The sequence below is a fragment of the Streptomyces sp. NPDC036984 genome, from assembly GCF_055607665.1.
In genome coordinates, this window is the sequence record NZ_JBVJRL010000005.1 from 256,483 (window position 1) to 277,940 (window position 21,458).

At 72.6% G+C, this 21,458-nt stretch carries 18 protein-coding genes; 9 read left to right on the top strand and 9 right to left on the bottom strand.

All coding sequences use genetic code 11. The features are described 5' to 3' along the window. Nucleotides 1-95: 95 nt before the first annotated feature. Complete coding sequence (locus tag ACZ7DL_RS13000; RefSeq protein WP_470773916.1) at nt 96-884, bottom strand: hypothetical protein; 789 nt, start codon at nt 882-884, stop codon at nt 96-98. 335 nt (nt 885-1,219) lie between these two features. Between ACZ7DL_RS13000 and ACZ7DL_RS13005 the strand changes: the two genes are divergently transcribed. Further along, nucleotides 1,220-1,891 (top strand): class F sortase, encoded by a 672-nt coding sequence (locus tag ACZ7DL_RS13005; protein ID WP_470773918.1) that lies wholly within the window; start codon nt 1,220-1,222, stop codon nt 1,889-1,891. A 54-nt stretch (nt 1,892-1,945) separates the two neighbouring features. Here ACZ7DL_RS13005 and ACZ7DL_RS13010 read toward each other — a convergent pair whose 3' ends face one another. Together ACZ7DL_RS13010 and lysX are read right to left on the bottom strand one after the other, a co-directional pair. Continuing rightward, complete coding sequence (locus ACZ7DL_RS13010) at nt 1,946-2,782, bottom strand: polysaccharide deacetylase family protein (RefSeq protein WP_470773920.1); 837 nt, start codon at nt 2,780-2,782, stop codon at nt 1,946-1,948. Nucleotides 2,783-2,970: 188 nt separating this feature from the next. Further along, nucleotides 2,971-6,252: a bifunctional lysylphosphatidylglycerol synthetase/lysine--tRNA ligase LysX gene (gene lysX, locus ACZ7DL_RS13015; protein WP_470773922.1), complete on the bottom strand. Its 3,282-nt coding sequence runs from the start codon at nt 6,250-6,252 to the stop codon at nt 2,971-2,973. A 135-nt stretch (nt 6,253-6,387) separates the two neighbouring features. Here lysX and ACZ7DL_RS13020 point away from each other — a divergent pair, with 135 nt between their 5' ends. Continuing rightward, nucleotides 6,388-6,864, top strand: coding sequence for a universal stress protein (locus ACZ7DL_RS13020; RefSeq protein WP_470773924.1), 477 nt, complete (start codon nt 6,388-6,390; stop codon nt 6,862-6,864). On the opposite strand, the gene ACZ7DL_RS13025 is transcribed toward ACZ7DL_RS13020, so the two are convergent. Then, entirely contained in the window at nt 6,800-8,044 is a 1,245-nt protein-coding gene (locus ACZ7DL_RS13025; RefSeq protein ID WP_470773926.1) for an MFS transporter, read from the bottom strand. The genes ACZ7DL_RS13020 and ACZ7DL_RS13025 overlap by 65 nt on opposite strands. Nucleotides 8,045-8,146: 102 nt before the next feature. On the opposite strand from ACZ7DL_RS13025, the gene ACZ7DL_RS13030 reads away from it, so the two are divergent. Then, entirely contained in the window at nt 8,147-9,094 is a 948-nt protein-coding gene (locus ACZ7DL_RS13030) for a LysR family transcriptional regulator (RefSeq protein ID WP_470773928.1), read from the top strand. Nucleotides 9,095-9,145: 51 nt separating this feature from the next. Next, a complete protein-coding gene (locus ACZ7DL_RS13035; RefSeq protein ID WP_470773930.1) occupies nt 9,146-10,570 on the top strand; it encodes an amino acid permease in 1,425 nt (474 codons plus the stop codon). A gap of 11 nt (nt 10,571-10,581) precedes the next feature. Here the strand turns inward: ACZ7DL_RS13035 and ACZ7DL_RS13040 are convergent, their stop codons facing one another. Next, a complete protein-coding gene (locus ACZ7DL_RS13040; protein ID WP_470773932.1) occupies nt 10,582-11,733 on the bottom strand; it encodes a CapA family protein in 1,152 nt (383 codons plus the stop codon). A 216-nt stretch (nt 11,734-11,949) separates the two neighbouring features. Between ACZ7DL_RS13040 and ACZ7DL_RS13045 the strand changes: the two genes are divergently transcribed. From ACZ7DL_RS13045 to ACZ7DL_RS13060, 4 genes are all read left to right on the top strand, one after another. Then, complete coding sequence (locus ACZ7DL_RS13045; protein WP_470773934.1) at nt 11,950-12,498, top strand: sigma-70 family RNA polymerase sigma factor; 549 nt, start codon at nt 11,950-11,952, stop codon at nt 12,496-12,498. Nucleotides 12,499-12,641: 143 nt separating this feature from the next. Then, nucleotides 12,642-13,157: a hypothetical protein gene (locus ACZ7DL_RS13050; RefSeq protein WP_470773936.1), complete on the top strand. Its 516-nt coding sequence runs from the start codon at nt 12,642-12,644 to the stop codon at nt 13,155-13,157. Between the two features lie 151 nt (nt 13,158-13,308). Next, complete coding sequence (locus tag ACZ7DL_RS13055; RefSeq protein WP_470773938.1) at nt 13,309-13,962, top strand: zf-HC2 domain-containing protein; 654 nt, start codon at nt 13,309-13,311, stop codon at nt 13,960-13,962. A gap of 78 nt (nt 13,963-14,040) precedes the next feature. Beyond that, nucleotides 14,041-14,628, top strand: a complete 588-nt coding sequence (locus ACZ7DL_RS13060) for a hypothetical protein (RefSeq protein ID WP_470773940.1) — start codon at nt 14,041-14,043, stop codon at nt 14,626-14,628. A 16-nt stretch (nt 14,629-14,644) separates the two neighbouring features. On the opposite strand, the gene ACZ7DL_RS13065 is transcribed toward ACZ7DL_RS13060, so the two are convergent. The 3 genes from ACZ7DL_RS13065 to ACZ7DL_RS13075 all read right to left on the bottom strand — a co-directional run bounded on the left by ACZ7DL_RS13065 (nt 14,645) and on the right by ACZ7DL_RS13075 (nt 18,993). After that, nucleotides 14,645-15,508, bottom strand: a complete 864-nt coding sequence (locus ACZ7DL_RS13065; RefSeq protein WP_470773942.1) for an Fpg/Nei family DNA glycosylase — start codon at nt 15,506-15,508, stop codon at nt 14,645-14,647. Between the two features lie 55 nt (nt 15,509-15,563). Then, nucleotides 15,564-17,630 carry a SpoIIE family protein phosphatase gene (locus ACZ7DL_RS13070; RefSeq protein ID WP_470773945.1) on the bottom strand — a complete coding sequence of 689 codons (2,067 nt, stop codon included), beginning with the start codon at nt 17,628-17,630 and terminating at the stop codon, nt 15,564-15,566. A gap of 97 nt (nt 17,631-17,727) precedes the next feature. Then, a complete protein-coding gene (locus ACZ7DL_RS13075; protein WP_470773946.1) occupies nt 17,728-18,993 on the bottom strand; it encodes a DUF6777 domain-containing protein in 1,266 nt (421 codons plus the stop codon). A 126-nt stretch (nt 18,994-19,119) separates the two neighbouring features. On the opposite strand from ACZ7DL_RS13075, the gene ACZ7DL_RS13080 reads away from it, so the two are divergent. After that, nucleotides 19,120-20,541, top strand: a complete 1,422-nt coding sequence (locus ACZ7DL_RS13080) for a lipase maturation factor family protein (protein ID WP_470773947.1) — start codon at nt 19,120-19,122, stop codon at nt 20,539-20,541. Here the strand turns inward: ACZ7DL_RS13080 and ACZ7DL_RS13085 are convergent. Beyond that, a complete protein-coding gene (locus tag ACZ7DL_RS13085; protein ID WP_470774087.1) occupies nt 20,529-21,380 on the bottom strand; it encodes an amidohydrolase family protein in 852 nt (283 codons plus the stop codon). The two genes, ACZ7DL_RS13080 and ACZ7DL_RS13085, sit on opposite strands and share 13 nt — an antisense overlap. Nucleotides 21,381-21,458: the final 78 nt, after the last annotated feature.

Genomic DNA, 21,458 nt, shown 5'->3' on the forward strand with positions numbered 1-21,458 from the left:
CCTTCGCCCCCGCTCCCGCAAGGAGCGGGGCGAAGGCCTGTCGACGTGTGCGGTGCTCCTTCGCGGGTCGGGCCCGGAGGCTCGCCCGACCCGGCTCAGATGTGCTTCTCGTGCCGTCGACGCAGCCAGAAGGCACCGCCTCCGAGCACGGCGGATGCCACCAGGCCGCCACCGATGGCCATGTCGGTGGGCGTCGCGCCGCTGGTCCTGCTTCCGCCGACACCGCCGTTGACGCCGCCGATCACGGTGAAGGCATCCCGGCGGGTCAAGGTGCGGCCGTCACAGCGGACGGTGACGTCGTACCGGCCGCGCCGGGCGTCGCGGTCGATGATGGCGACACCCCGCGCGGTGTCGTCGGACGCCTCCAGCCGGATGGTGCCGAAGGCTTCGGAACTCGCCGTGCCGCCTCGGCAGCCGTTCACGATGACGGTGAGGCGGCCCCCGGCGGGGAGCACGTCGGGCGTGACGAAGATGTCGCGCGCGTTGCCGGAGCCTTCGCCCCGGCCACCGAAGCCGTTCCCGCCGGAGCCGTCCCCGCGGCCGAAGTCGTTTCCTCGGTTGCCGCCGTCGCCCCCACGGCCGTTGCCGTTGCCGTTGCCCCCGCGGCCGTTGCCGTTTCCGTTTCCGTTGAAGTTACCGTTTCCGTTGAAGTTACCGTTCCCGTTCCCGTTGAAGTGGCCGTTGCCATTGGCGTTGCCGGTCCCGGGGAGCACGCCGTTTCCGCTGACGGCGCCGATGTTGCCGGTCCCAGGGACGATGACGGTGGTGTCGGTGCTGCTCGGCCCGCCCCCGTTGCCCATGCCGTCCGCGACGGCCACGGGGGCTGCGAGCCCGAGGACGGCGAGCGTGGTGCACGCCGCCGCCAGGGCACGTTTGTTGCGCATGTGATCCTCCGCGGGAGGTCACCGGGTCCCGTCCCCGGTGGATCGGCGAGAAGACACCTCCCAGAAAGACCCTCGGACGCGCGGAACACGCCCGCATGTCGAGAATGGTCCGTCCTGGTGATACGACACACCGGAGGAAAACCACACAATCGGATATTGTCGCAGGTCACATACCGTCAGAAAATTCCTGGGAACGGCAACTCGGATGGCGCACCGAACGGGCGCCGGGCCACCCGTTCGCCGATCGCCCCGTCGCCCGTCGTGCGCGCTGGACTTAGTTTTTTCCCATGCGGATGGACGCGGCCGGCCGCGACCGCGTCGAGAGGGGATGGCGAATGTCTGCGTCCAAGCTGTCGGAGCTTGCCGAAGAGGAGGAGCGGCGCAAGAGGCGCGCTCCGTGGGGCGTCATAGCGCTTGTTCTGCTGACCGGCCTGGCGCTCATTCGAAACGGCTCGGGAGAGTTCGACGTCGGACCGCCGCAGCCCGCCTCGGCGGCGGCCCCGGACACCGGCGCCACATCGGGCACCTTCGCGCCCGCGCCCGTCTCGCTGCCGTTCGCCGTCGTGGACCGGGTCCGCATCCCCGCGATCCAGGTGGACGCGCCTGTCGTGCCGGTCGGGCTGGACGCGGACGGCTGGGTCGCCGCGCCCCCGCCGAACCGCCCCGACCTGGCCGGCTGGTTCACCGGCGCCGTCTCGCCGGGGGAAAAGGGCACCGCGGTCGTCGTCGGCCATGTCGACAACCAGCAGGGTCCCGCCGTGTTCTACGGCCTCGGGGCGCTGAAGAAGGGAAACCAGGTCGAGGTCCTGCGCCAGGACGGGCGGACCGCTGTCTTCGAGATCTATGGAGTCGAGGTCTTCGAGAAGAACAATTTCCCCGGCAACCGGGTGTACGGCTCGAAGGGGACACCGGAACTCCGGGTCATCACCTGCGGTGGCGGATTCTCGAAGCAGAACGGCTACAACGGGAATGTCGTCGTCTTCGCCCGCCTGGTCGCGGTCATGTGAACCACCGCGGACGGGCGGGCGAAGTCCGGCAGTTGCCGGGAAAGCCCGGGACCGTCACAGGCGCCGGCGCGGCACGGTGAGGTGATATCCGGAGTCGATCAGATAGGGAAGCCATTCCCGGATCGCCCGGACGGTCTGCGAACGGTCGCCCCCGGCGTCGTGCGAGAGCACCACGACACCGGGAGCGGCGCCGCTCTCCACCCGGTCGACGATGGTGCTCGTGCCGGGTTCCTCCCAGTCGGTCGTGTCGACGGTCCAGGCCATCGGCTCCATGCCCATCTCGGCGCCCAACTGGAAGGCGGCGCGGTTCCAGGCGCCGTAGGGGGCGCGGAACCACTGCGGGGACTGGCCGTAGGCGTCCTCGATGGCGTCGCTGGTGCTCTCCATCTCGGAGCGGATCGCCCCGCGGCTCAGGGTCGTCAGCAGCGGATGCGTCCAGGTGTGGTTGCCCACGACATGGCCCTCGTCCGCCATCCGGGCCAGCAGTTCCCGGTTCTCGACGACACACTCGCCGCACACGAAGAACATCGCCCGGACGTCGTACTTGGCGAGGGTGTCCAGGATGTGCGGGGTGTAGTCCGGGTGGGGGCCGTCGTCGAAGGTCAGCACCATGCGCCGGCCGCGTCCGGAGACGTGGAGGATGGGTTCCGTGCGCACCTTGAGCTTGCGGGGCACGGCACGCGGCGGGCCGTATCCGGTGAGCGGCTGGAGCCGGAAGGAGGAGGGCCTGAGCGCCTGGCGGGCCTGCGGACCGGCGACGGGGGCCGCGGCGGTCCGGGCGGTCTCCTCACCACCGCCCGCCAGGATGGCTCCGGCGGTGCCCGCGGCTCCCAGCGCGGCGGCGCCGGCGAGGAGCATCCGGCGCCGCGTGAACAACTGATCCTTCTGCATGACTCATCAGTCGCCCCACCAGACTCCGGCGCACCACAACGGGACCGGTGCGGCGGCGGGATTGCACCCGGACGGCGGAGCGAACCACCCGTTGAACGGCGCCCGTTCAGGGGCCCCCCACTTCAGCGCCCGTCCATCGTTGCCGGTCCGGCGGGCCCCGTCATCAGAGCCGGTCCAGCGGCGCCGGTTCAGCGGCGCCGTACGAGCGGGAAGGGGAGCGTCTCGCGGATCGTCAGGCCGGTCAGGAACATGATGAGCCGGTCGACGCCGATGCCGAGGCCGCCGGTCGGGGGCATCGCGTAGGCGAGGGCCTGGAGGAAGTCCTCGTCCAGTTCCATGGCCTCCGGGTCGCCGCCGGCGGCCAGCAGCGACTGCTCGGTGAGCCGGCGGCGCTGTTCGACGGGGTCAGTCAGCTCCGAGTAGGCGGTGCCGAGTTCGGTGCCGAAGGCGACGAGGTCCCAGCGTTCGGCGAGCCGCGGGTCGGTGCGGTGCTGCCGGGTCAGCGGGGAGACGTCGGTCGGGAAGTCCTTGTAGAAGGTGGGCGGTCCGGTCCGGTGCTCGACCAGCCGCTCGTACATCTCCAGCACGACGTCACCGGTCCCGTCGTCGGCGGTGTACGGCACTCCGGCCCGGTCGCACAGCCGGTGCAGCCGCAGCAGTTCGGTGCCGGGACCGATCTCCTCGCCGAGCGTCTCGGAAAGCGCCCCGTACACGGTCTTGACCGGCCAGGTCCCGGAGATGTCGTACTCCGCGCCGTCCCTGCACACCACCGGGGAGCCGGAGGCGGCGGTCGCGGCGCCCTGGATCAGCTCACGGGCGAGGTCGAGCATCACGTCGTAGTCGGCGTGGGCCTGGTACGCCTCCAGCATCGTGAACTCGGGGTTGTGCTTGTAGGAGACGCCCTCGTTGCGGAAGGTGCGGCCCAGCTCGAAGACCTTCTCCAGGCCGCCGACGCACAGCCGCTTCAGATACAGCTCGGGGGCGATGCGCAGGTGAAGGTCGAGGTCGTAGGCGTTGATGTGGGTGGTGAAGGGGCGGGCGTTGGCGCCCCCGTGGATCTGCTGGAGCATCGGGGTCTCGACCTCCAGATAGCCCCGGTCCAGCAGGCCCTGGCGCAGGGCCTGTACGGCGGCGGAGCGGGCGCGGACGACGGCGCGGGCTTCGGGGCTGGTGATCAGGTCCAGGTGGCGGCGGCGGACCTTGGCCTCGGGGTCCGTGAGGCCGCGCCGCTTGTCGGGCAGCACGTTCAGGCACTTGCCGGTGAGCTGCCAGGAGGTGACGAAGACGGTCGGCTCGCCCTTGTCGCTGAGCCCGGTGTGGCCGGTCGCGGTGATGTGGTCGCCGATGTCGGTGTCGGCGGTGAAGCGGTCGAGTGCCGGGCCGCAGCCGTCGCGGGTGAGGGCGATCTGGTGGTCGCCGGACCAGTCGCGCAGCACGGCGAAGACGATGCCGCCGAAGTCGCGGACCAGCATGACGCGTCCGGCCACGGTGACGTCCTCGTCGGGCGGTACGTCGGCCAGGGCGTGGGTGGGTGCCGGCACGCCCACCGGGTAGGGGTCTGTGCCGGTGACGCGCAGCCGGTCGAGGGTGCGGTGCCGGACGCGGACCTGGTCGGGCAGGCCCGCGTCCGGGGCGACGGCGGGCCCGGCCTCCTCCCCTCCGTCGAGGCCGAGCACCGGCGCAGACGGCAGCCCCGGTGTGGCGGCGGGCGGCCGTCCGCTCCTCGGGTGCCCCTTTCCCCAGAGTTTGTGCAGTGAAGGTACGGACACGAATCCTTCGGCGATGCCGGAGGCGAGGCCGATGCGGGCGAGGGAGGCGGTGTCGCCGTAACAGAGGAAGCGCGGGTACCACTCGGGGCGGTACTTGGCGTTGGAGCGGTACAGGGCCTCAAGTTGCCACCAGCGGGAGAAGAACAGCAGCAGCCGGCGCCAGAGCCTGAGGACCGGTCCCGCGCCGATGCGGGCGCCCTCCTCGAAGACCGACCGGAAGACGGCGAAGTTCAGGGAGATACGGCGCACGCCCAGTTTCGGCGCGGCGGCGCACAGTTCGCTGACCATGAACTCCATCACCCCGTTGGGGGCGGTCCGGTCACGGCGCATCAGGTCGAGGGAGACGCCCTCGCGGCCCCAGGGGACGAAGGAGAGCAGGGCGAGCAGCCGGCCGTCGTCGCCGAGGGCCTCCACGAGCAGGCAGCCGCCGTCGGCGGGGTCGCCGAGCCGGTCCAGGGCCATGGAGAAGCCGCGCTCGGTCTCGGTGTCCCGCCAGGCGTCGGCCTTGTCGACGATCTCCTCCATCTCCCGCTCGGTGAGGCAGGCGTGGCGGCGGACCCGGCAGACGGCCCCGGTACGGCGTACCCGGTGCACGGCCTGCCGGGTGACCCGCATCTCCCGGCCGTTCAGGTCGAAGGAGGCCACGTGCACGATGGCCTCGTCACCGAGCTCCAGCGCGCCGAGGCCGGCGCGGGCGTAGGCGCGGGCGCCGTCCTCGGAGGCCCCCATCACGGCGGGCGCCCAGGCGTACCGGCGGGCCACGTCCAGCCAGGCGTCGATGGCGTGCGGCCAGGCCTCCGGGTCGCCGACGGGGTCGCCGCTGGCCAGACACACGCCGGCCTCGACGCGGTAGGTGACGGCGGCCTTGCCGCTGGGCGAGAAGACGACGGCCTTGTCGCGCCGGGTGGCGAAGTAGCCGAGGGAGTCCCGCTCGCCGTACGCCGTCAGCAGGGCGCGGACGCGGGCCTCCTCGTCGCCGTGCAGGGCGGCTTCCAGGCGCTGGGAGCGAAAGAGGGTGGCGGCCGCGTTGAGCAGGGCGAGCGCGCCGAGCAGGCCGAGCACGAAGGTGACCCGGCGTGGCGGGCGCCCGTCGAAGGAACTGTTGGAGACGAGCCCGCCGCACACCCGGTCGGCGGCCCAGGCCAGGTGCTGGTCCGCCGGCAGGCTGCCCGGGAAGAGCAGCACCAGGCCCGAGCCGAGCAGGATCGCCACGGCCAGCCCGGCCAGCAGCACGGCGAGCGCCCGCCACACGGCGCCGCGCCGGGAGGCGGCGTAGAACTCCCGTCGGGCGGCCACCAGCAGGGACAGCAGCAGCGCGCACAGCACCAGGGACGGCAGTGACTCGGCGTACACGCCGACGGCCACGCCGAGCACGTCGGTGAGGACGAGCAGGCCGAGATAGACGACGACCAGCCACCAGGCGACCTTCTTGCGGGCCGCGGTGGCGGCGGCCAGCAGGAACAGGAAGACGGCGTAGGCGAGATTGGCGCTGATGGGGACGAGCAGCAGGTCGAGGGTGCGGACGACCGGACGCAGCAGGCGGCGCAGCGGGGCGATGAACGCGAGCAGGGCGCACAGCAGGCCGAGCGTGGCGAACAGGGTGGCGAAGGCCTCCGGGACCCAGCCGAGGCGCCCGCCGGCGGGCGGGCGTGTCGGGGCCGTGGTGTCCCGCCGTGCGGTGGGCTCCGCGGTGCCGGTCATGGTTCCGACTCTAGGAAGAGGGCGGGCGGCTCGCCCGTCGGGAGACACCCCGGGGCCGCGGGTGCCGAGAGCGCCCGGAGCGCCGAACAGCCCCGGCCCGCGGTGGGAACCGGTGGTTCCGATAGCCTCGGCCTTGTGACGGAGCAGCAGGGGCAGCATGCGCAACCGCACCGGTTCGAGCGGGGCACGGACGGGCCGAAAGTGATCCTGGCCGGGGTGGACGGCTCCGAGTCCTCGCTGCGCGCCGCCGCGTACGCGGGCGGTCTGGCGCGGCGCCAGCACGCGCTGCTGGCCGTGGTGTACGTGCAGCCGGTGCTCGCGGCCGGGGCGGCCCTCGGGGCGCCGGTGGCGGAGACGACCGAGGAGATCGCCCAGGACCTGATCGCGCAGATCCGGGAGGCCACCGAGCGGGTCAAGGGGATATTCGAGGTGCGCTGGGAGTTCCACACCTTCCGCGGCGACCCCTTCACCGGCCTGGTGCGGGCGGCCGACGAGCTGAAGGCGGACGCGGTGGTGGTGGGCGCCTCGGAGCAGGCCGGGCACCGGATCATCGGCTCGGTGGCGGTCCGGCTGGTGAAGGCGGGGCGCTGGCCGGTGACCGTCGTTCCGTGAGGCGCCACAGCTGCAGGGGGGTCGCCAGCAGCAGCACTCCGGCCAGGGCGAGCGCGGTGCGCGGGCCGGTGCGGGCGGCCAGCAGGCCCCACAGGGCGGTCACGGCGGCGGTGACGGCCTTGCCGGTGACCGACCAGGCGGCCAGGGTACGGGCCACCCGGTCGGCCGGGGTCAGCTCCAGGCGCTCGGCGGCGTAGACGGGGTTGAACACGCCCGAGCAGGTGATCAGGCCGGACTCGACCACCATCACCACGAGCAGGCCGGGGACGCCCGGGCCGACGAAGGCCAGCCCGATGGGCCAGCAGGCGCGCAGCACGCCCGTCGTGAGCAGCACCCGGCGGCGACCGTAGCGGGTGGCCAGGGGGCGGGCCAGCCGGGAGCCGAGCAGTCCGCCGAGGCAGGGCACGGCGAAGGCGAGGCCGTACTGCCAGGGCGCGAAGCCGAGCGGGCCGAGCATGAAGACCGAGAGCACCGGCAGGCCGGCCATGATCAGGGCGTTGACCAGGAGCACGTTGAAGAACAGCGGGCGCAGGGCGGGGCTGGTGAGGATGTGCCGCCAGCCGTGGAGGACGTCGGCGGCCCGGGTCACGGCGGGGTGGCGCTCGGGGTGGGGCTCGTCCGTGCCGATGGCGCGGATGCCGAGGGCCGACAGGAGATAGCTGACGGCGTCGGCGGCCACCGTGGTCAGCGGTCCGAGCAGGCCGATCGCGGCTCCGCCGAGCGGGGGCCCGAGCACGGTGGCGGTCCACGTCGTGGACTCGAACCGGCTGGTGGCGGTGAGCAGCCCGGAGGACGGCACGAGCGCCTTGAGGTGGGCACCGGAGGCGGCGGTGAAGGTGATGTCGGCCGCCGCGACCACCATGGAGACGGCCAGCAGTTGCCCGAAGCCGAGCATCCCGAGCGCGTAGCCGGCCGGGAGTGTGAGCAGCGCGGCACAGCGCACGAGGTCGGCCGCGATCATCACCGGGCGCTTGCGGCGGAACTCCACCCAGGGCCCGAGCGGTACGGCGGCCACCGCGCCGACCGCCGATCCGGCGGAGGCGAGCAGCGCCACCTCGACGGATCCGGCGTGCAGCACGAGGACGGCGATCAGCGCGAAGGCGTCGAAGGCGAGCCAGGTGCCGAAGGTGCTGACGGTGTACGCGGCCCACAGCCACCCGAACGCCCGCCCCAGCCTCATGCACAACCTCCCGTTGACCCGGGATATGAAAACCAGCGGGCGGGGGCCGGATCAAACAACCACGAGGCGGCCGTCCACAACCATCGGTTGTACGGTGGCCTGGTGGATCTCAGGGCCGTGCGCACCTTCGTCGCCGTGGCGGACAGCGGGCAGTTCCAGGAGGCCGCGTCCGTCCTCGGCATCACCCAGCAGGCCGTCTCCAAGCGGATCGCGGCTCTGGAGAGTGAGCTGGGCGTGCGGTTGTTCACGCGCACCGCGCGCGGGGCGGAGCCGACCATCGACGGGCAGGCGTTCCTGCCGCACGCCCGGGAACTGCTGCTGGCCGCAGAGCGGGCGGCGGCCTCGGTACGGCCGGGGCGGCGGGCGCTGCGTGTGGACGTGATCAGGGCACGGCTGGCCCCGGCGGCCCTGCTGCGCGGCTTCCACCGGGCCCACCCGGAGACGGATCTGGACGTGGTGACGCTCTTCGACGCGGACACGGCCGTCGCCGCCGTGCGCTCCGGCGCGATCGACGCGACGTTCCGCGCGGTCACCGGGCCGCTGCCCGAGGGCCTGCGGGCGGTTCGGGTGCTGGACGAGCCGCTCCAGCTGCTCACCGGGCCGGGGCACGCGCTCGCCGGTGCCCGGTCGGTGACGCCGGCGCAGCTCGCCGGGCACCGGATCTGGATGCCGGGCATCGTGGACGGCACCGAATGGGCGGCCTATTACGCGGACCTCGCGGCCGGGTTCGGGCTGACCATCGACTCCGTGGGGCCCAACTTCGGCATCGAGGCACTGCTCGACGCGGTCGCCGACTCGTCCTCGCTCGCCACCTTCGTCGGCGGGCACACCCGGCTGGTGTGGCCCGCCGGGCACGATCTGCGGCGCATCCCGCTGACCGACCCGCAGCCGGTGTACCCGCACTCCCTGGTGTGGGACGCGGCCAACCCCCATCCGGGGCTCGCCGCGCTGCACGCCCATCTCACCGCCCGGCTGCCGGAGAGGCCGGCCTCCCGGACGTGGACACCGGCGTGGGCCGTGCGTGGCGCCTTCCCTGAGGGTCCCGGCTGAGACATCATGATCCGCCGTCAGCCGTTTGCCGTCGGCGAAGAGGTGAGGCGCGTGGACAGGCTCCGAGCGGGTGAGGGAATTCTCCGCCGCAAACCCATCGAACACATCGAGGAGACGGAGGTCGGCGAGGGCACCCGCCTGGACAAGTCGCTGGGGCTCTGGCAGCTCACCGCGATCGGCGTGGGCGGCATCATCGGCGCGGGCATCTTCACACTGGCCGGCACGGTGGCCCACCAGACGGCCGGTCCCGCGGTGCTCGTGTCCTTCCTCATCGCCGGTGTCGCGAGCGCCTGCGCGGCCCTGTCGTACGCGGAGTTCGCCGGGCTGATCCCGAAGGCGGGATCGGCGTACACCTACGGCTACGCGGTGCTCGGCGAGTTCGCGGGCTGGTTCATCGGCTGGGACCTGCTTCTGGAGTACACGGCGATCGTGGCCGTGGTGGCGATCGGCATCTCCGGCTACTTCGGCTTCCTGGTCGAGGCGATGGGCGCGAACCTGCCCGACTGGATGCTGGGCGCGCCCGGCACCGGCCACGGGCACCGGGTGGACCTGTTCGCGGCCGTGCTCTGCCTGCTGATCGCCTGGCTGCTGAACCTGGGCATCCGCGCCGCGGCCCGCTTCGAGACGTTCGTGGTGGCGCTGAAGGTGCTGGTGGTGCTGCTGGTGATCGCGGTGGGGGTGCTCCACATCAACTCGGCGAACTACCAGCCGTTCTTCCCCTTCGGCCTCAGCGGAGCGTTCACCGGGGCGGCGACGGTGTTCTTCGCGGTGTTCGGCTACGACGCCATGTCCACGGCGGCCGAGGAGTCGAAGGACGCCCAGCGGCACATGCCGAGGGCGATCATCTACTCGCTGGCGATCTCGATGGTGCTGTACGTGGCGGCCTGTCTGGTGCTGACGGGCATGCAGAACTACAAGGGCATCGACCCGGAGAGCGGCTTCTCCTCGGCGTTCAAGTCGGTGGGCCTGAGCGCGCTCGCGGACGTGATCGCGGTGGGCGCGATCATCGGCATCCTCACGGTGATGTTCACCTTCATGCTGGGCGTGACACGCGTGTGGTTCTCGATGTCCCGTGACGGGCTGCTGCCCACGTGGTTCGCCAAGACGCACCCGACGCGGCACGTACCGACGCGCGTGACCTGGATCGTCGGGGCGGCGTCGGCCGTCATCGCCGGGTTCGTGCCGATCGGCCAGGCGGCCGAACTCACCAACATCGGCATCCTGCTGGCGTTCGTGGTGGTGTGCGTGGCGGTGATCGTGCTGCGCTACCGGCAGCCGGAGCTGCCGCGCACCTTCCGGACGCCGTGGATGCCGTTCGTGCCCGCGCTGGGTGTCGTCTTCTCGGTCTGGCTGATCACGTTCCTCCAGTGGCAGACCTGGGTGCGGTTCGCGGTGTGGTTCGCGATCGGGTGCGTGATCTACTTCGGCTACTCCTACCGGCGCTCGGTGCTGGCCACCCGGCAGCCCGCCGCCTGACCAGGCGCTGATCACTCCGCCATGGTCAGGCCGTCCTGAGCGGCCCCGCGGCTGAGCACCACCTGACTGATCCGGTCGCGCACCGCCTGCAGGTCGGCGCCCCGGGCGATGGCCTGGTTGAGGTCGAGCACCCGGCCGGCGTCGAGGTCGTACAGCTGCGGGACGAACTCGGCCTTGGTGACCCGCCAGCGCTCGCCCGGGCGGGCCGGCGGGGCGAAGGTGAAACGGCCGAGCGTGGACTCGTTGCCGCGCGAATCCTGGGCGCCGTCGTCGTTGTACATCTCGCCGGCGATCTGGTCGCCCATCCCGTAGATCACCCAGGTGCCGTTGACCTTCTCGTACGCCTGCGGGACGTGGGCGTGGGTGCCGAGGATCAGGTCGATGTCCGGGCGGCCGTTCGTGGCCGAGGCGGTCAGGCGCTGAGCGAGGGAGAGCTGGATCCGGTCGGGCTCGTCCTGCCATTCGGTGCCCCAGAGCACGGAGAGCACGACCACGTCGGCGCCGGCCCGACGGGCGGCGCGGGCGTCGGCGATCATCCGGTCGGCGTCGATCAGGTTGACCGCCCAGGGCTGTCCGGGCGGCAGCGGGATGTTGTTGGTACCGAAGGTGTACGACAGGTGGGCGACCTTGGCCGAGCCCGCCCGGAGGATCGTGACCGTCCGGGCCTCGGCCTCGGTGCGGGCGGTGCCGGCGTGCCGCAGGCCGGCCCGGTCCATGGCGTCCAGGGTGCGCCGGACGCCGGCGGGACCGTCGTCCAGGGCGTGGGTGGAGGCGGTGGAGCAGCCGTCGTAGCCGGTCGCGGCCAGGCCGTCGGCGATCTGCGGCGGGGATTTGAACAGGGGGTAGCCCGCGTAGTCGCCGTCGCCGCCGTAGACGGTCTCCATGTGACACAGTGCCAGGTCGGCGCGGGAGACGACCGGTTGGACGCCGGAGAGCATGGGGCGGAAGTCGTGGCCGTCGCCGTCGGCGTCGTAGGAGGCCCGTTCGATCACGGAGGTGTGCGGCAGGACGTCTCCGGAGGCGACGAGGGTGAAGCCGCCGGCCGCGGACGGCGCCGAACGCCCCTGCGTGCCGGATTCCTCCCGGTGCTGGTTCTGGCAGGCGGCCCCGGCCGCGAGGACGGCGGTCAGGGCCAGAGCCACCTGCTGTCTGCGTCCGAACATCAACTCACCCCTGGATTGTCGTATATACAGACCAAGCCGTGACGGGCATATGGGTATGAATCTGACGCGCCGGATAAACGGCCCAGGTGGCGTCATTAACCCGTCCGGTGTCCTGGCGTACCGCTCGTCCGACCGTTCGCCGACGCGATCGACCGTCCGTCGCAGAACCGGCTCCGCGCCCTGTCCGCCGGCCGCGCCCTGCGCTGCCATACGGCCATGACGGCCGGAACCTCACTCACCCCCGGGACGACGACCGCCGAGCACGAGCTGGCCGCGCTCCAGCGCGAGCACGGCGGCCCCCTGTTCGCCCTGCTGCTCAGGCTCTGCGACGGAGACCGGCAGCGCGCCGAGGACCTGGTACAGGAGACCCTGGTACGCGCCTGGCAGCACCCGGAGGCGCTGCACGCCGACGACTTCGACTCGGTACGACCCTGGCTGCTCACCGTGGCCCGGCGGCTCGCGATCGACGCCCGGCGGGCCCGGCAGGCGCGGCCGCCGGAGAGCGGCGACGAGGTTCCCGAGGACGCGCGGGTGACCGCCGACCACGCCGAGCGGGCCGCGGCGATGCTCGATGTCCGGGAGGCTGTGAAGACACTCACGCCGGAACACCGTGACGTTCTGATCCTCGTGTATTTCCTCGGGGCCAGTGTGACGGAAGCGGCGACGACCCTGGGGATTCCAGCCGGTACGGTGAAATCGCGCGCGTACTACGCGCTGCGCGCCCTGCGCCGGGTCCTTCCGGGTTATGCGGCCGACCTGCGGTGAAACCGGAAGCCTGGTCAAACCTCGGTAAAGCGCCTTGCTATGGCCCCCGTTCGGGCAATGGGCTGTCCTCATCCGCGTTCCGGGCGGGGGCGGGCCCGGGGGGTCGGGCGACGCGCACGCACCTGGAGGAAGGGCAGGAAGGGATGCTGCACAGAGGACACGAGAGTACGGACGGCACCGACGGCGATGAACTGGCCGTCCCCATGGCCTGGCTGTACGCCGAGTACATCGCCGACGAGCTGCTGCGCACCGGCGATCTGATGCCACCGACGTCCTTCGAGTTCCGGGCCGGCCGGGACGCGCTGGCACTGACCGTCTTCCTGTCCGACACCGACGGGGAGCTCTCCGGCATCCGGGTGATCTCACAGCTGGAGAACTGGCTGTCGCTGACCGCCTACGACCAGCCGTGGCAGGACTGGGTGCGCGAGCGCATGGCCGAGCTGGCCGAGCGGGCGGCCGGCTCCGGCGCCCCCTCCCCCGACCTGGCACTGGCGGCGGACGCCTGGCGCTGGCTGGAGGAGACGGAGCTGCTCGCGCCGGACCTGGACGCGGTGCCGGGCGGTGGCGCGGTGGTCGGCGAGGACGACGGGCCGAAGGTCTGGACACCGGCCTGGCGGCTCGGGCTGCCCCTCGGGCACCTCGCGATCCATCTCTTCTGAAGCTTCCGGAATTCACACCAATCCGCGGGCCGGGCCGCTCCGAATCTCTTGACCGTGATTCTGTGCGCGCCTTGAGTGATTCGGCGATCGGCTGCGTACGGGTGGGAGCAAGGAGTAACCCCACCCGCACCCATCGGCACGAGGATTCGGCATGAGGTCCCTGGAAAGGCATCGCGACGTCGGCGCATACGCGCTCGGCGTGCTCGGCGAGGCGGAGGCCTTCCGCTTCGAGGACCACCTCATGGAGTGCCCTCAGTGCGCGGCACACGTGACCGAATTCGGGCCCACGACCCGGCAGTTGATGCTCTACCGCCGGGCCACGCCGCGCTTCGTGCACCCCATGGCACAGCCCGGTCCCCGGCTGCTCGACCGGCTGCTCGGCGACCTGGCGCGGCGGCAGCGGGCACGGCGCCGCCGGCTGCTGTACGGCCTGGCCGCCTCGGTGGTGCTCGCCCTGGCCGGTCCGGGGATCATGGCCTTCGCCGGCCACGCGGAACCGACCGCCGAGGTCAGGGCGGCGACCGATCCGCGGACCGGGGTGTGGGCGCAGGTCACCTCCGCGGACAAGGACTGGGGCAGCGATCTGCGCCTGGAGGTCAAGGACGGCTCCGGGGCGCACACCTGCCGGCTGGTCGCGGTCGGCAGCGACGGCACGGAACAGGTCGTCGCAGGCTGGACCAACCGCGGCGACGGCAGCCGGCCCACCACCACGATGGGCGCCGCCTCGATGCACCCCGACCAGATCCTTAGGTACGAGATCCGCACCGCGGACGGAAAGCGGCTGGTCACGATAGAGGCACGGTAACGACACCAGGACTTGACCCAAGATTCACATTAGGTAAGCCTTACCTAGCTTTTGCTGTGAGTCCCCTAGGAGCAGTCCGTGTCCGTGCGTCCCGAGCCTTCCCTGTCCCCGCAGGCGACCGCCGCTTCCCCCGGGGCGCGGCTGGGCCTGTACGACACCTGGTGGACGGTCGGCGCGGCGGCGGTGGCGGCCTGTGCGAGCCTCGCGGCCTGCGCCTGGATCTCCCTGCACCTGCGCGTGGACGCCAGCCTGCACACCGCGGCGCTCTTCGTCCACCTCGCCTCGCTGGTGCTCGGCTTCGGCGCAGTGCTGGCCGCCGACTACCACGTCCTGCTGTGGCTGACCGGCCGGTGCTCCCTGGCGGACGCCCTCGGCGGCACCCACCGGCTGCACGTGCCCGTCTGGGCCGGGCTCGCCGGGCTGGTGGCCAGCGGAGTCCTGCTCCACCCCGACCTCGGCTCCGCCCTCACCCGGACCAAGCTCGCCCTGGTGCTCGCGCTCACTCTCAACGGCCTCCAGGCCGGACTGCTCACCCGGCGGATGCGGGCGCAGCACGCCGGAGCCGTCCCACCGCGCCTGCTCGCCTGGGGCGCCGGCACGGCGCTCGTGTCCCAGGTGTGCTGGTGGGGAGCGGTGGTCATCGGGTTCCGCAACAGCCAGCGCTGACAGCGCCCGCTCGGGCTCACTTCAGCAGCCGGGACAGCCGGCGGTCGGCGAGGGGCTTGCCGCCCGTCTGGCAGGTCGGGCAGTACTGGAGCGAGGAGTCGCTGAAGGAGACCTCGCGGATGGTGTCGCCGCACTCCGGGCAGGGTTCGCCGGTGCGGCCGTGCACGCGCAGGCCGGTCTTCTTCTCCGTCTTCAGCCGGCCGGCGGCCACGCCCCGGGAGCGCTCGACCGCCTCGGCGAGCGTGTCGCGCAGCGCCTCGTACAGGCGGTGGGTCTCCTGCGGGGTGAGGGACGCGGCGAGCTTGAACGGGGACATCTTCGCGGCGTGCAGGATCTCGTCGCTGTAAGCGTTGCCGACGCCCGCGATCAGCGACTGGTCCCGCAGCGCGCCCTTCAACTGGCGTCTTTCGTCCTTCAGCAGGGCGGCGAAGCGGTCCTCGTCGAAGTCGGCGGCGAGCGGATCGGGGCCGAGGCGGGCGATGCCGGGCACCTCCCGCGGGTCGCGGACGACGTACACGGCGAGGCGTTTCTGGGTGCCGGCCTCGGTGAGGTCGAAGCCCTCGCCGGTCTCCAGGGCGACGCGCAGCGCGAGCGGGCCCTTGCCGGGCTTCGGCGGGCCGTCCGGCAGCCGGTCCTTCCAGTGCAGCCAGCCCGCACGGGCCAGATGGGTCACCAGGTGCAGCCCGCCGTCCGTCTCGACGTCCAGGAACTTGCCGTACCGGCGCACGGCCGTCACCTCGCCGCCCTCGACGGCGGTGACCGGAGGGTCGTACGTCTTCAGGACGCTGATGGCGACCGGCAGCACCCGCACCACCCTGCGGCCGACCAGGTGCTCGGTGAGGAAGTCGGTGAGCGCTTCTACCTCGGGCAGTTCCGGCATACGTACAGGGTGCCACCCGGCACCGACAACGCCAGGCGGCCGTCATGGCCCGCTCCTACCGCAGCCGGAACTCGCACCACACCGCCTTGCCGCCACCGCGCGCCTCCACGCCCCAGCTGTCGGCGAGCCGTTCCACGAGGAGCAGCCCGCGGCCGGAGACACCGTTCTCCCCCGCGTCGCGGCGGCGCGGCAGGGCGCTGGAGGAGTCCTCGACCTCGAGGCGCAGCCTGCGGTGACCGCCGTCCAGGGCCCGCAGGGTGACGATCGCGGAGCCCTCGGTGTGCATCAGCGCGTTGGTGATCAGTTCGTCGGCGACCAGCTCGATCTCGTCGGCGAGGTCGCCGGCGCCCCAGGCGCGGACCGCAGCGCGGATCATGTGCCGGGCCTGGGTGAGGGCCTCCGGGTCGCCGGGCGCCACGTGCTGCTGGAGCCGGCCGCCGGGCCGCGTGGTCTCCCGGGCGCGGCGGCGCAGCAGGAGCAGGGCCACGTCGTCGTCGCCGCCCCGCGCCTCGGCCACCTGGATCAGCTGGTCGGCGAGGTCCCGCACCTCTTCGGGCCCCTCGCAGATGAGCGCCGTGAGGCCGCGCATGCCGTCGTCCAGATCGGCGCCGGGCTGCTCGACCAGCCCGTCGGTGCACAGCAGCAGGGTGTGACCCGGGTCGAGTTCGAGGGTGGCGACGGGATACTCCAGCCGGCCGAACTCGGCGGACAGGCCGAGCGGCAGCCCGCCCTCGACGGGGATCCGGGTGCAGGTGCCGTCGCTGCCGCGGATCAGCGGGTCGATGTGCCCGGCGCGGACCACCTGGACGACCCCGGTGGACAGGTCGGCTTCGGCGTACAGACAGGTGGCGAACCGGTCGGTGTCGAGTTCGTGGAGGAAGACGGAGGCGCGGGCCATCACGGTGGCCGGGGTGTGGCCCTCGGCGGCGTAGGCGCGCAGCACGATCCGCAGCTGGCCCATGACGGCCGCCGCGTGCGTGTCGTGACCCTGGACGTCCCCGATGACCGCGCCGACCCGGCCGCCGGGCAGCGGGATCAGGTCGTACCAGTCGCCGCCGATGTCCCGGCCGAGGGCGGCCGAACGGTAGCGGACCGCGACGTCGGCGCCGCGCACGCTGGGGATGGTGCGCGGCAGCATGGCCTGCTGGAGCCCCTGGGCGAGGTCCTTCTCCTGCTCGTAGAGCATGGCCCGCTGGAGGCTCTGCGCGATGCTGCTGCCGAGCGCGACCAGCACGGCGCGCTCCTCGGCGGAGAAGCCGCGCCGGTCGTCGTAGAGCAGGCCCATCGCGCCGATCGGGCGGGCCTGGGCGATCAGGGGCAGGTAGGCGGCCGAGGTGATGTGCAGGTCGGTGAGGTGCGGCCAGAGGATCGGGTAGTGCGCGGCGAACTCCTCCGGGGACTCGATGAACCGCGGGACGAGGGTACGGACGACCTCACTCATCGGGTACGGCTCGTCGATCCGGGTGACGCGGGTGCCGGGCACGAAGCTGCCCGCGGGGCCCTCGGCCACCAGCCGGATCCGGCCCGCCTCCACCAGCCCCATCACGAGGCTCGCCGCGCCGAGATGGCGGACGCCGTGGGTGTCCTTGAGGACGTCGATGACGTCCTGGACGTCGCGGGCGTGGGCGAGGGCGGCGGAGATGACCTGGACGACGCTGGTCTGCTGCCGGAACGCCTCGTCCTGGGCGGCTCTGAGGCTGCGGGCCGCGCTGTCGGCGAGTTCCTGGGTGGCGTCGCGGACGATGCCGACGACCCGGCGCGGGCGGCCGGACTCGTCGCGCCGGATGTAGCCCTGGGTGTGCGTCCAGCGCAGGGTGCCGTCGCGGCAGCGGATGCGGAAGTAGGCGCCGTAGTTCTCGCTGCCGTCCTTGATCGCCTGGGCGACCGCCGCGTCGAGCCGGGCGGCCTCCGGCCGCGGCACCCGCACGGTCAGGGTCTCCGGGCGGCCGTCGTACTCCTCGGGAAGCAGGTCGAACACCTCGAACGCCTGGGCGTCCATGTCCATCAGACCGGCGTCCAGGTCCCAGTCGAAGCTGCCCATGCGGTTGAGCGCGAGGATCGGGTCCGGGTGTGCGGGCCAGTCCTCCGGGAGTGACAGGGCGCTCGCTCCCCGATCGGCCATGGGGCCAACCTTGCCAGCATCCGGGTGATTCTTCGACTTCATCGACGGGTGGCGGTCACGGGCGGGCCAGGCGGCCGGTGCGGCGCGGGGCACGCGGTCAGCCACCGGTCCGACCGGCCCGGCCGCCGGGGGCGGTGCCGGTTGTGCCCGGTGTGCCTGGTGTGCCGGATGTGCCCGGGGCGGTGCCGGGTGTGCCCGGGGCGGCGTTGGTGGTGGTGCCGGGAGTGCCGGGGGCGGTGTCCGCGCGGGTTTCCGGCGGGTCCCCCGGGACAGGACCGCCGTCGGGGAGGCCGGGGGTGTCGGGCACGCTGGGCAGGCCGGTCCCGTCGAGCGGGTCCGGGGAGGATTCCAGGAAGGGATCGGTGTAGGGCGGCTGCTCCGCGGGGGGCGTGGTGTGCCGGTCCGCCAGGCTCGTGGCGCTGTCCGGGGGCTCGGTGCGGTCTTCCGGGGACACGGGGCCGGCCGGGGACGGCGTCATGCCGGTCCGACCCGGGGAGAGGGCCGTCCCGCTCTCGCGCAGGGTGGACGGTCCGGTGGAAGGCGGTGCGGTGCCGACAGGGTCGGGTGCGGACGGGCTCGTCGTGGCCCGCGCCGGTGCGGACACGACATGGTCCCGGCGGACGTCGTGGCCGATGCGGCGCTCGATCCAGGTGCTGGTCTCGACGTTGACGAGGGTGATGCGGGTGACGGCCCGCGGCGCCGGGGTCACCACGACCACCTGGTTCGGCCGGTAGCCGACCCAGACGGTGCCACGGGCGCCGGCGCCGACGTGGGCCGGGGCGGGCGGGCTCAGCGGGTTGCCGCAGGCGCAGCGCACCCGGGGCACGCCCCGGTTGTCGACGAGGACGGCGGTGCCGGCCTGGAGCACGGCCTGGAATCCGGCCGCCCGGCTGTCCCGGTAGGTGTGGCTGGTGACGCGGGTGTCGGCGCGCAGCAGGACGGGGGTCAGGCCGCGCAGATAGCCGGGCAGCGCCGTCCGGCTGACGCCGGCCGCGTGGGCGAACGCCTCGGCCTTGGTCTCGTCCGCCGTCAGATAGCCGATCTGCCGCGCGACGTCACAGCCGGCGACGTGCGCAGTGCCCCGGTACAGGCCGGGGGTCTCGCCGGACAGGGTGCGTGCCACGTGCAGGGGCGCCATGGCCGGGCCGGTCGGCACGACGCCGGGGACCCGGGCGGAGGGGGGCGCGGCGGCCACGGTGGCGGTGGAGGCGGTGAAGGGCTCGGGCCCCTGGTCGGCGGCGGCCTGGAGGACGACCTGCTCGCCCACCCGGGCCTGCTTGATACCGGAGCCCGCGCAGCCGGCGGCGAGGAGCGCCGCCGAGAGCGCACAGGCCCCGACGAGGGACCGGGTGGGTATCCGCACCGCACACTCCACATCACTTTGGGTAACTACGCCCTATTGTTGGCATTGCACATGTTTGGCTGGCAACTCGGAGAACGCCGCACCGAGCGCGGCGCCGGGTGGCCGTACAGGAGGGCGCGCACAGCCGTGGACTGGTTCACCGCACCCGACTACTGGCTGAGCCGGCTGGTCTTCCAGCGGGCCCTGGCAGCCGTGTACCTGGTCGCGTTCCTGACGGCGGCGCTCCAGTTCCGGGCCCTGCTGGGTGAGCGCGGGATGCTGCCGATCCCCCGCTTCACTGCCCGGGTACGGTTCCGGCGCGCCCCGAGCCTGTTCCAGCTGCACTACTCCGACCGTTTCTTCGCGGCCTGCGCCTGGACGGGCTGTGCGGTGTCGACGGCCCTGCTCGCCGGGGCGGACTCGGCGCTGCCGCTGTGGGCCGGGATCCTGCTGTGGCTGGTGCCGTGGGCGCTGTACCTGTCGATCGTCAACGTGGGCCAGACGTGGTACGCGTTCGGCTGGGAGTCGCTCCTGCTGGAGACGGGTTTCCTCGCCGCCTTCCTCGGCAACGACGAGGTGGCGCCACCGGTCGTCGTGCTGTTCCTGCTGCGCTGGATCCTGTTCCGGGTCGAGTTCGGCGCCGGGCTGATCAAGCTGCGGGGCGACGCCTGCTGGCGGAAGCTGACCTGTCTGCACTACCACCACGAGACCCAGCCGATGCCGGGCCCGCTGAGCTGGTTCTTCCACCATCTGCCGGGGCCGCTGCACCGGGTGGAGGTGGCCGCCAACCACATCACCCAACTGGCCGTACCGGTCCTGCTGTTCACTCCGCAGCCGATCGCCTCGGCCGCCGCCGCCCTGATGATCCTCACCCAGCTGTGGCTGGTGCTCTCGGGCAACTTCTCCTGGCTCAACTGGATCACCATCGTGCTGGCCCTGTCCGCGCTCCGGCTGCCGGCGTCGGCGCCGTCCGTGCCGCCGGCGCCGCTGTGGTACGAGGTACTGGTGCTCGCGGTCGCCGCGCTGCTGGTCTTCCTGAGCTACCACCCGGTGGTGAACATGACCTCCCGCCGCCAGGTCATGAACCGCTCCTTCGACCCGCTGCACCTGGTCAACACCTACGGCGCGTTCGGCAGCGTCAGCCGGGTGCGCTACGAGGTCGTGGTCGAGGGCACGCTGGACGACACCCCGCGCGCGGACTCGGACTGGCGGGAGTACGCGTTCAAGGGCAAGCCCGGTGATCCCCGGCGCTGGCCGCGCCAGTTCGCCCCCTACCATCTGCGTCTGGACTGGCTGATGTGGTTCGCGGCGCTGTCCCCCGGTTACGCCGGGGAGTGGTTCGGCGCCTTGGTGGAGCGCCTCCTGGAGAACGACCGGGACACGCTCAGGCTGCTCCGCCGCTCCCCGTTCCCGCCGGACACCCCGCCCCGCTATGTCCGGGCCCGGCTGTTCCGGTACCGGTACACGAGCTGGCGGGAGCTGCGGGAGACGGGGGCGTGCTGGGAGCGGACGTTCGTACGGGAGTATCTGCCGCCGACGCGGCTGGCCGGGGCTGCTCAGAGGTCGTAGACCCGGGTGGCGGTGCCCTCGAACAGCGCGCAGCGCTCCGCGGGGCCGAGAGCCATGGTCAACTCCACCGCTGTTTCGTGCACTTGGGCGTAGATGGCGGCCGGCGAGCACACGGGCCAGTCGGAGCCGAACATCAGACGGCCGGGGCCGAATGCCTCCAGGGCGGCATCGGCGTAGGGGCGCAGGTCATCGGTCGTCCAGGAGGCGGGGTCGGCCTCGGTGACCGGGCCGGAGAGCTTGGCGACGGTGTTGGGCAGGCCGGCGAGGGCGCGCAGGGACGTCGTCCAGGGTTCGCGCGGGCCCGAGGCGATGGGCGGCTTGCCCAGGTGATCGAGGACGAAGGTGAGCCGGGGCAGCGTCGCCGCCGCCCGCGCGCAGGCCGGGAGCTGACGGGGCAGGACCACGAGGTCGTAGACGAGACCGGCGTCGGCCACGGCGGCCAGGCCGCGGAGGACGTCGGGGCGCAGCAGCCACTCGGGGTCGGACTCGCTCTGGACCTGGTGCCGGATGCCCTTCAGGAAGGAGCCGCCGGGGAGCGCGCGCAGCCGGGCCAGCTCGTCGGCGATGTCGGCCCGGGTGAGGTCGGTCCAGCCGACGACTCCGGCGATCAGGTCGTGCTCGGCGGCGAGGACGAGGAACTCGGGGGTCTCCTCGGGGACGGTGACCGTCTGGACGAGGACGGTACGGTCCACCCCGGCGGCCCGGGCCTGGGGTTCCAGATCGGCGAGGGTGAAGTTCCGCCACAGCGGAGCGAGTTCCGGTCCGCGGATCCAGTCCTGGTCGCGGACGGTCAGGTCCCAGACGTGGTGGTGGGCGTCGACGGTCACGGCAGCTCCCATGCGACGGGCGGCCCGGCCTCCGCTCCGGCGCCTCTCATGACGGCTCCTCGACGGGCGCAGGCCGGTGTCGCGCAGTTC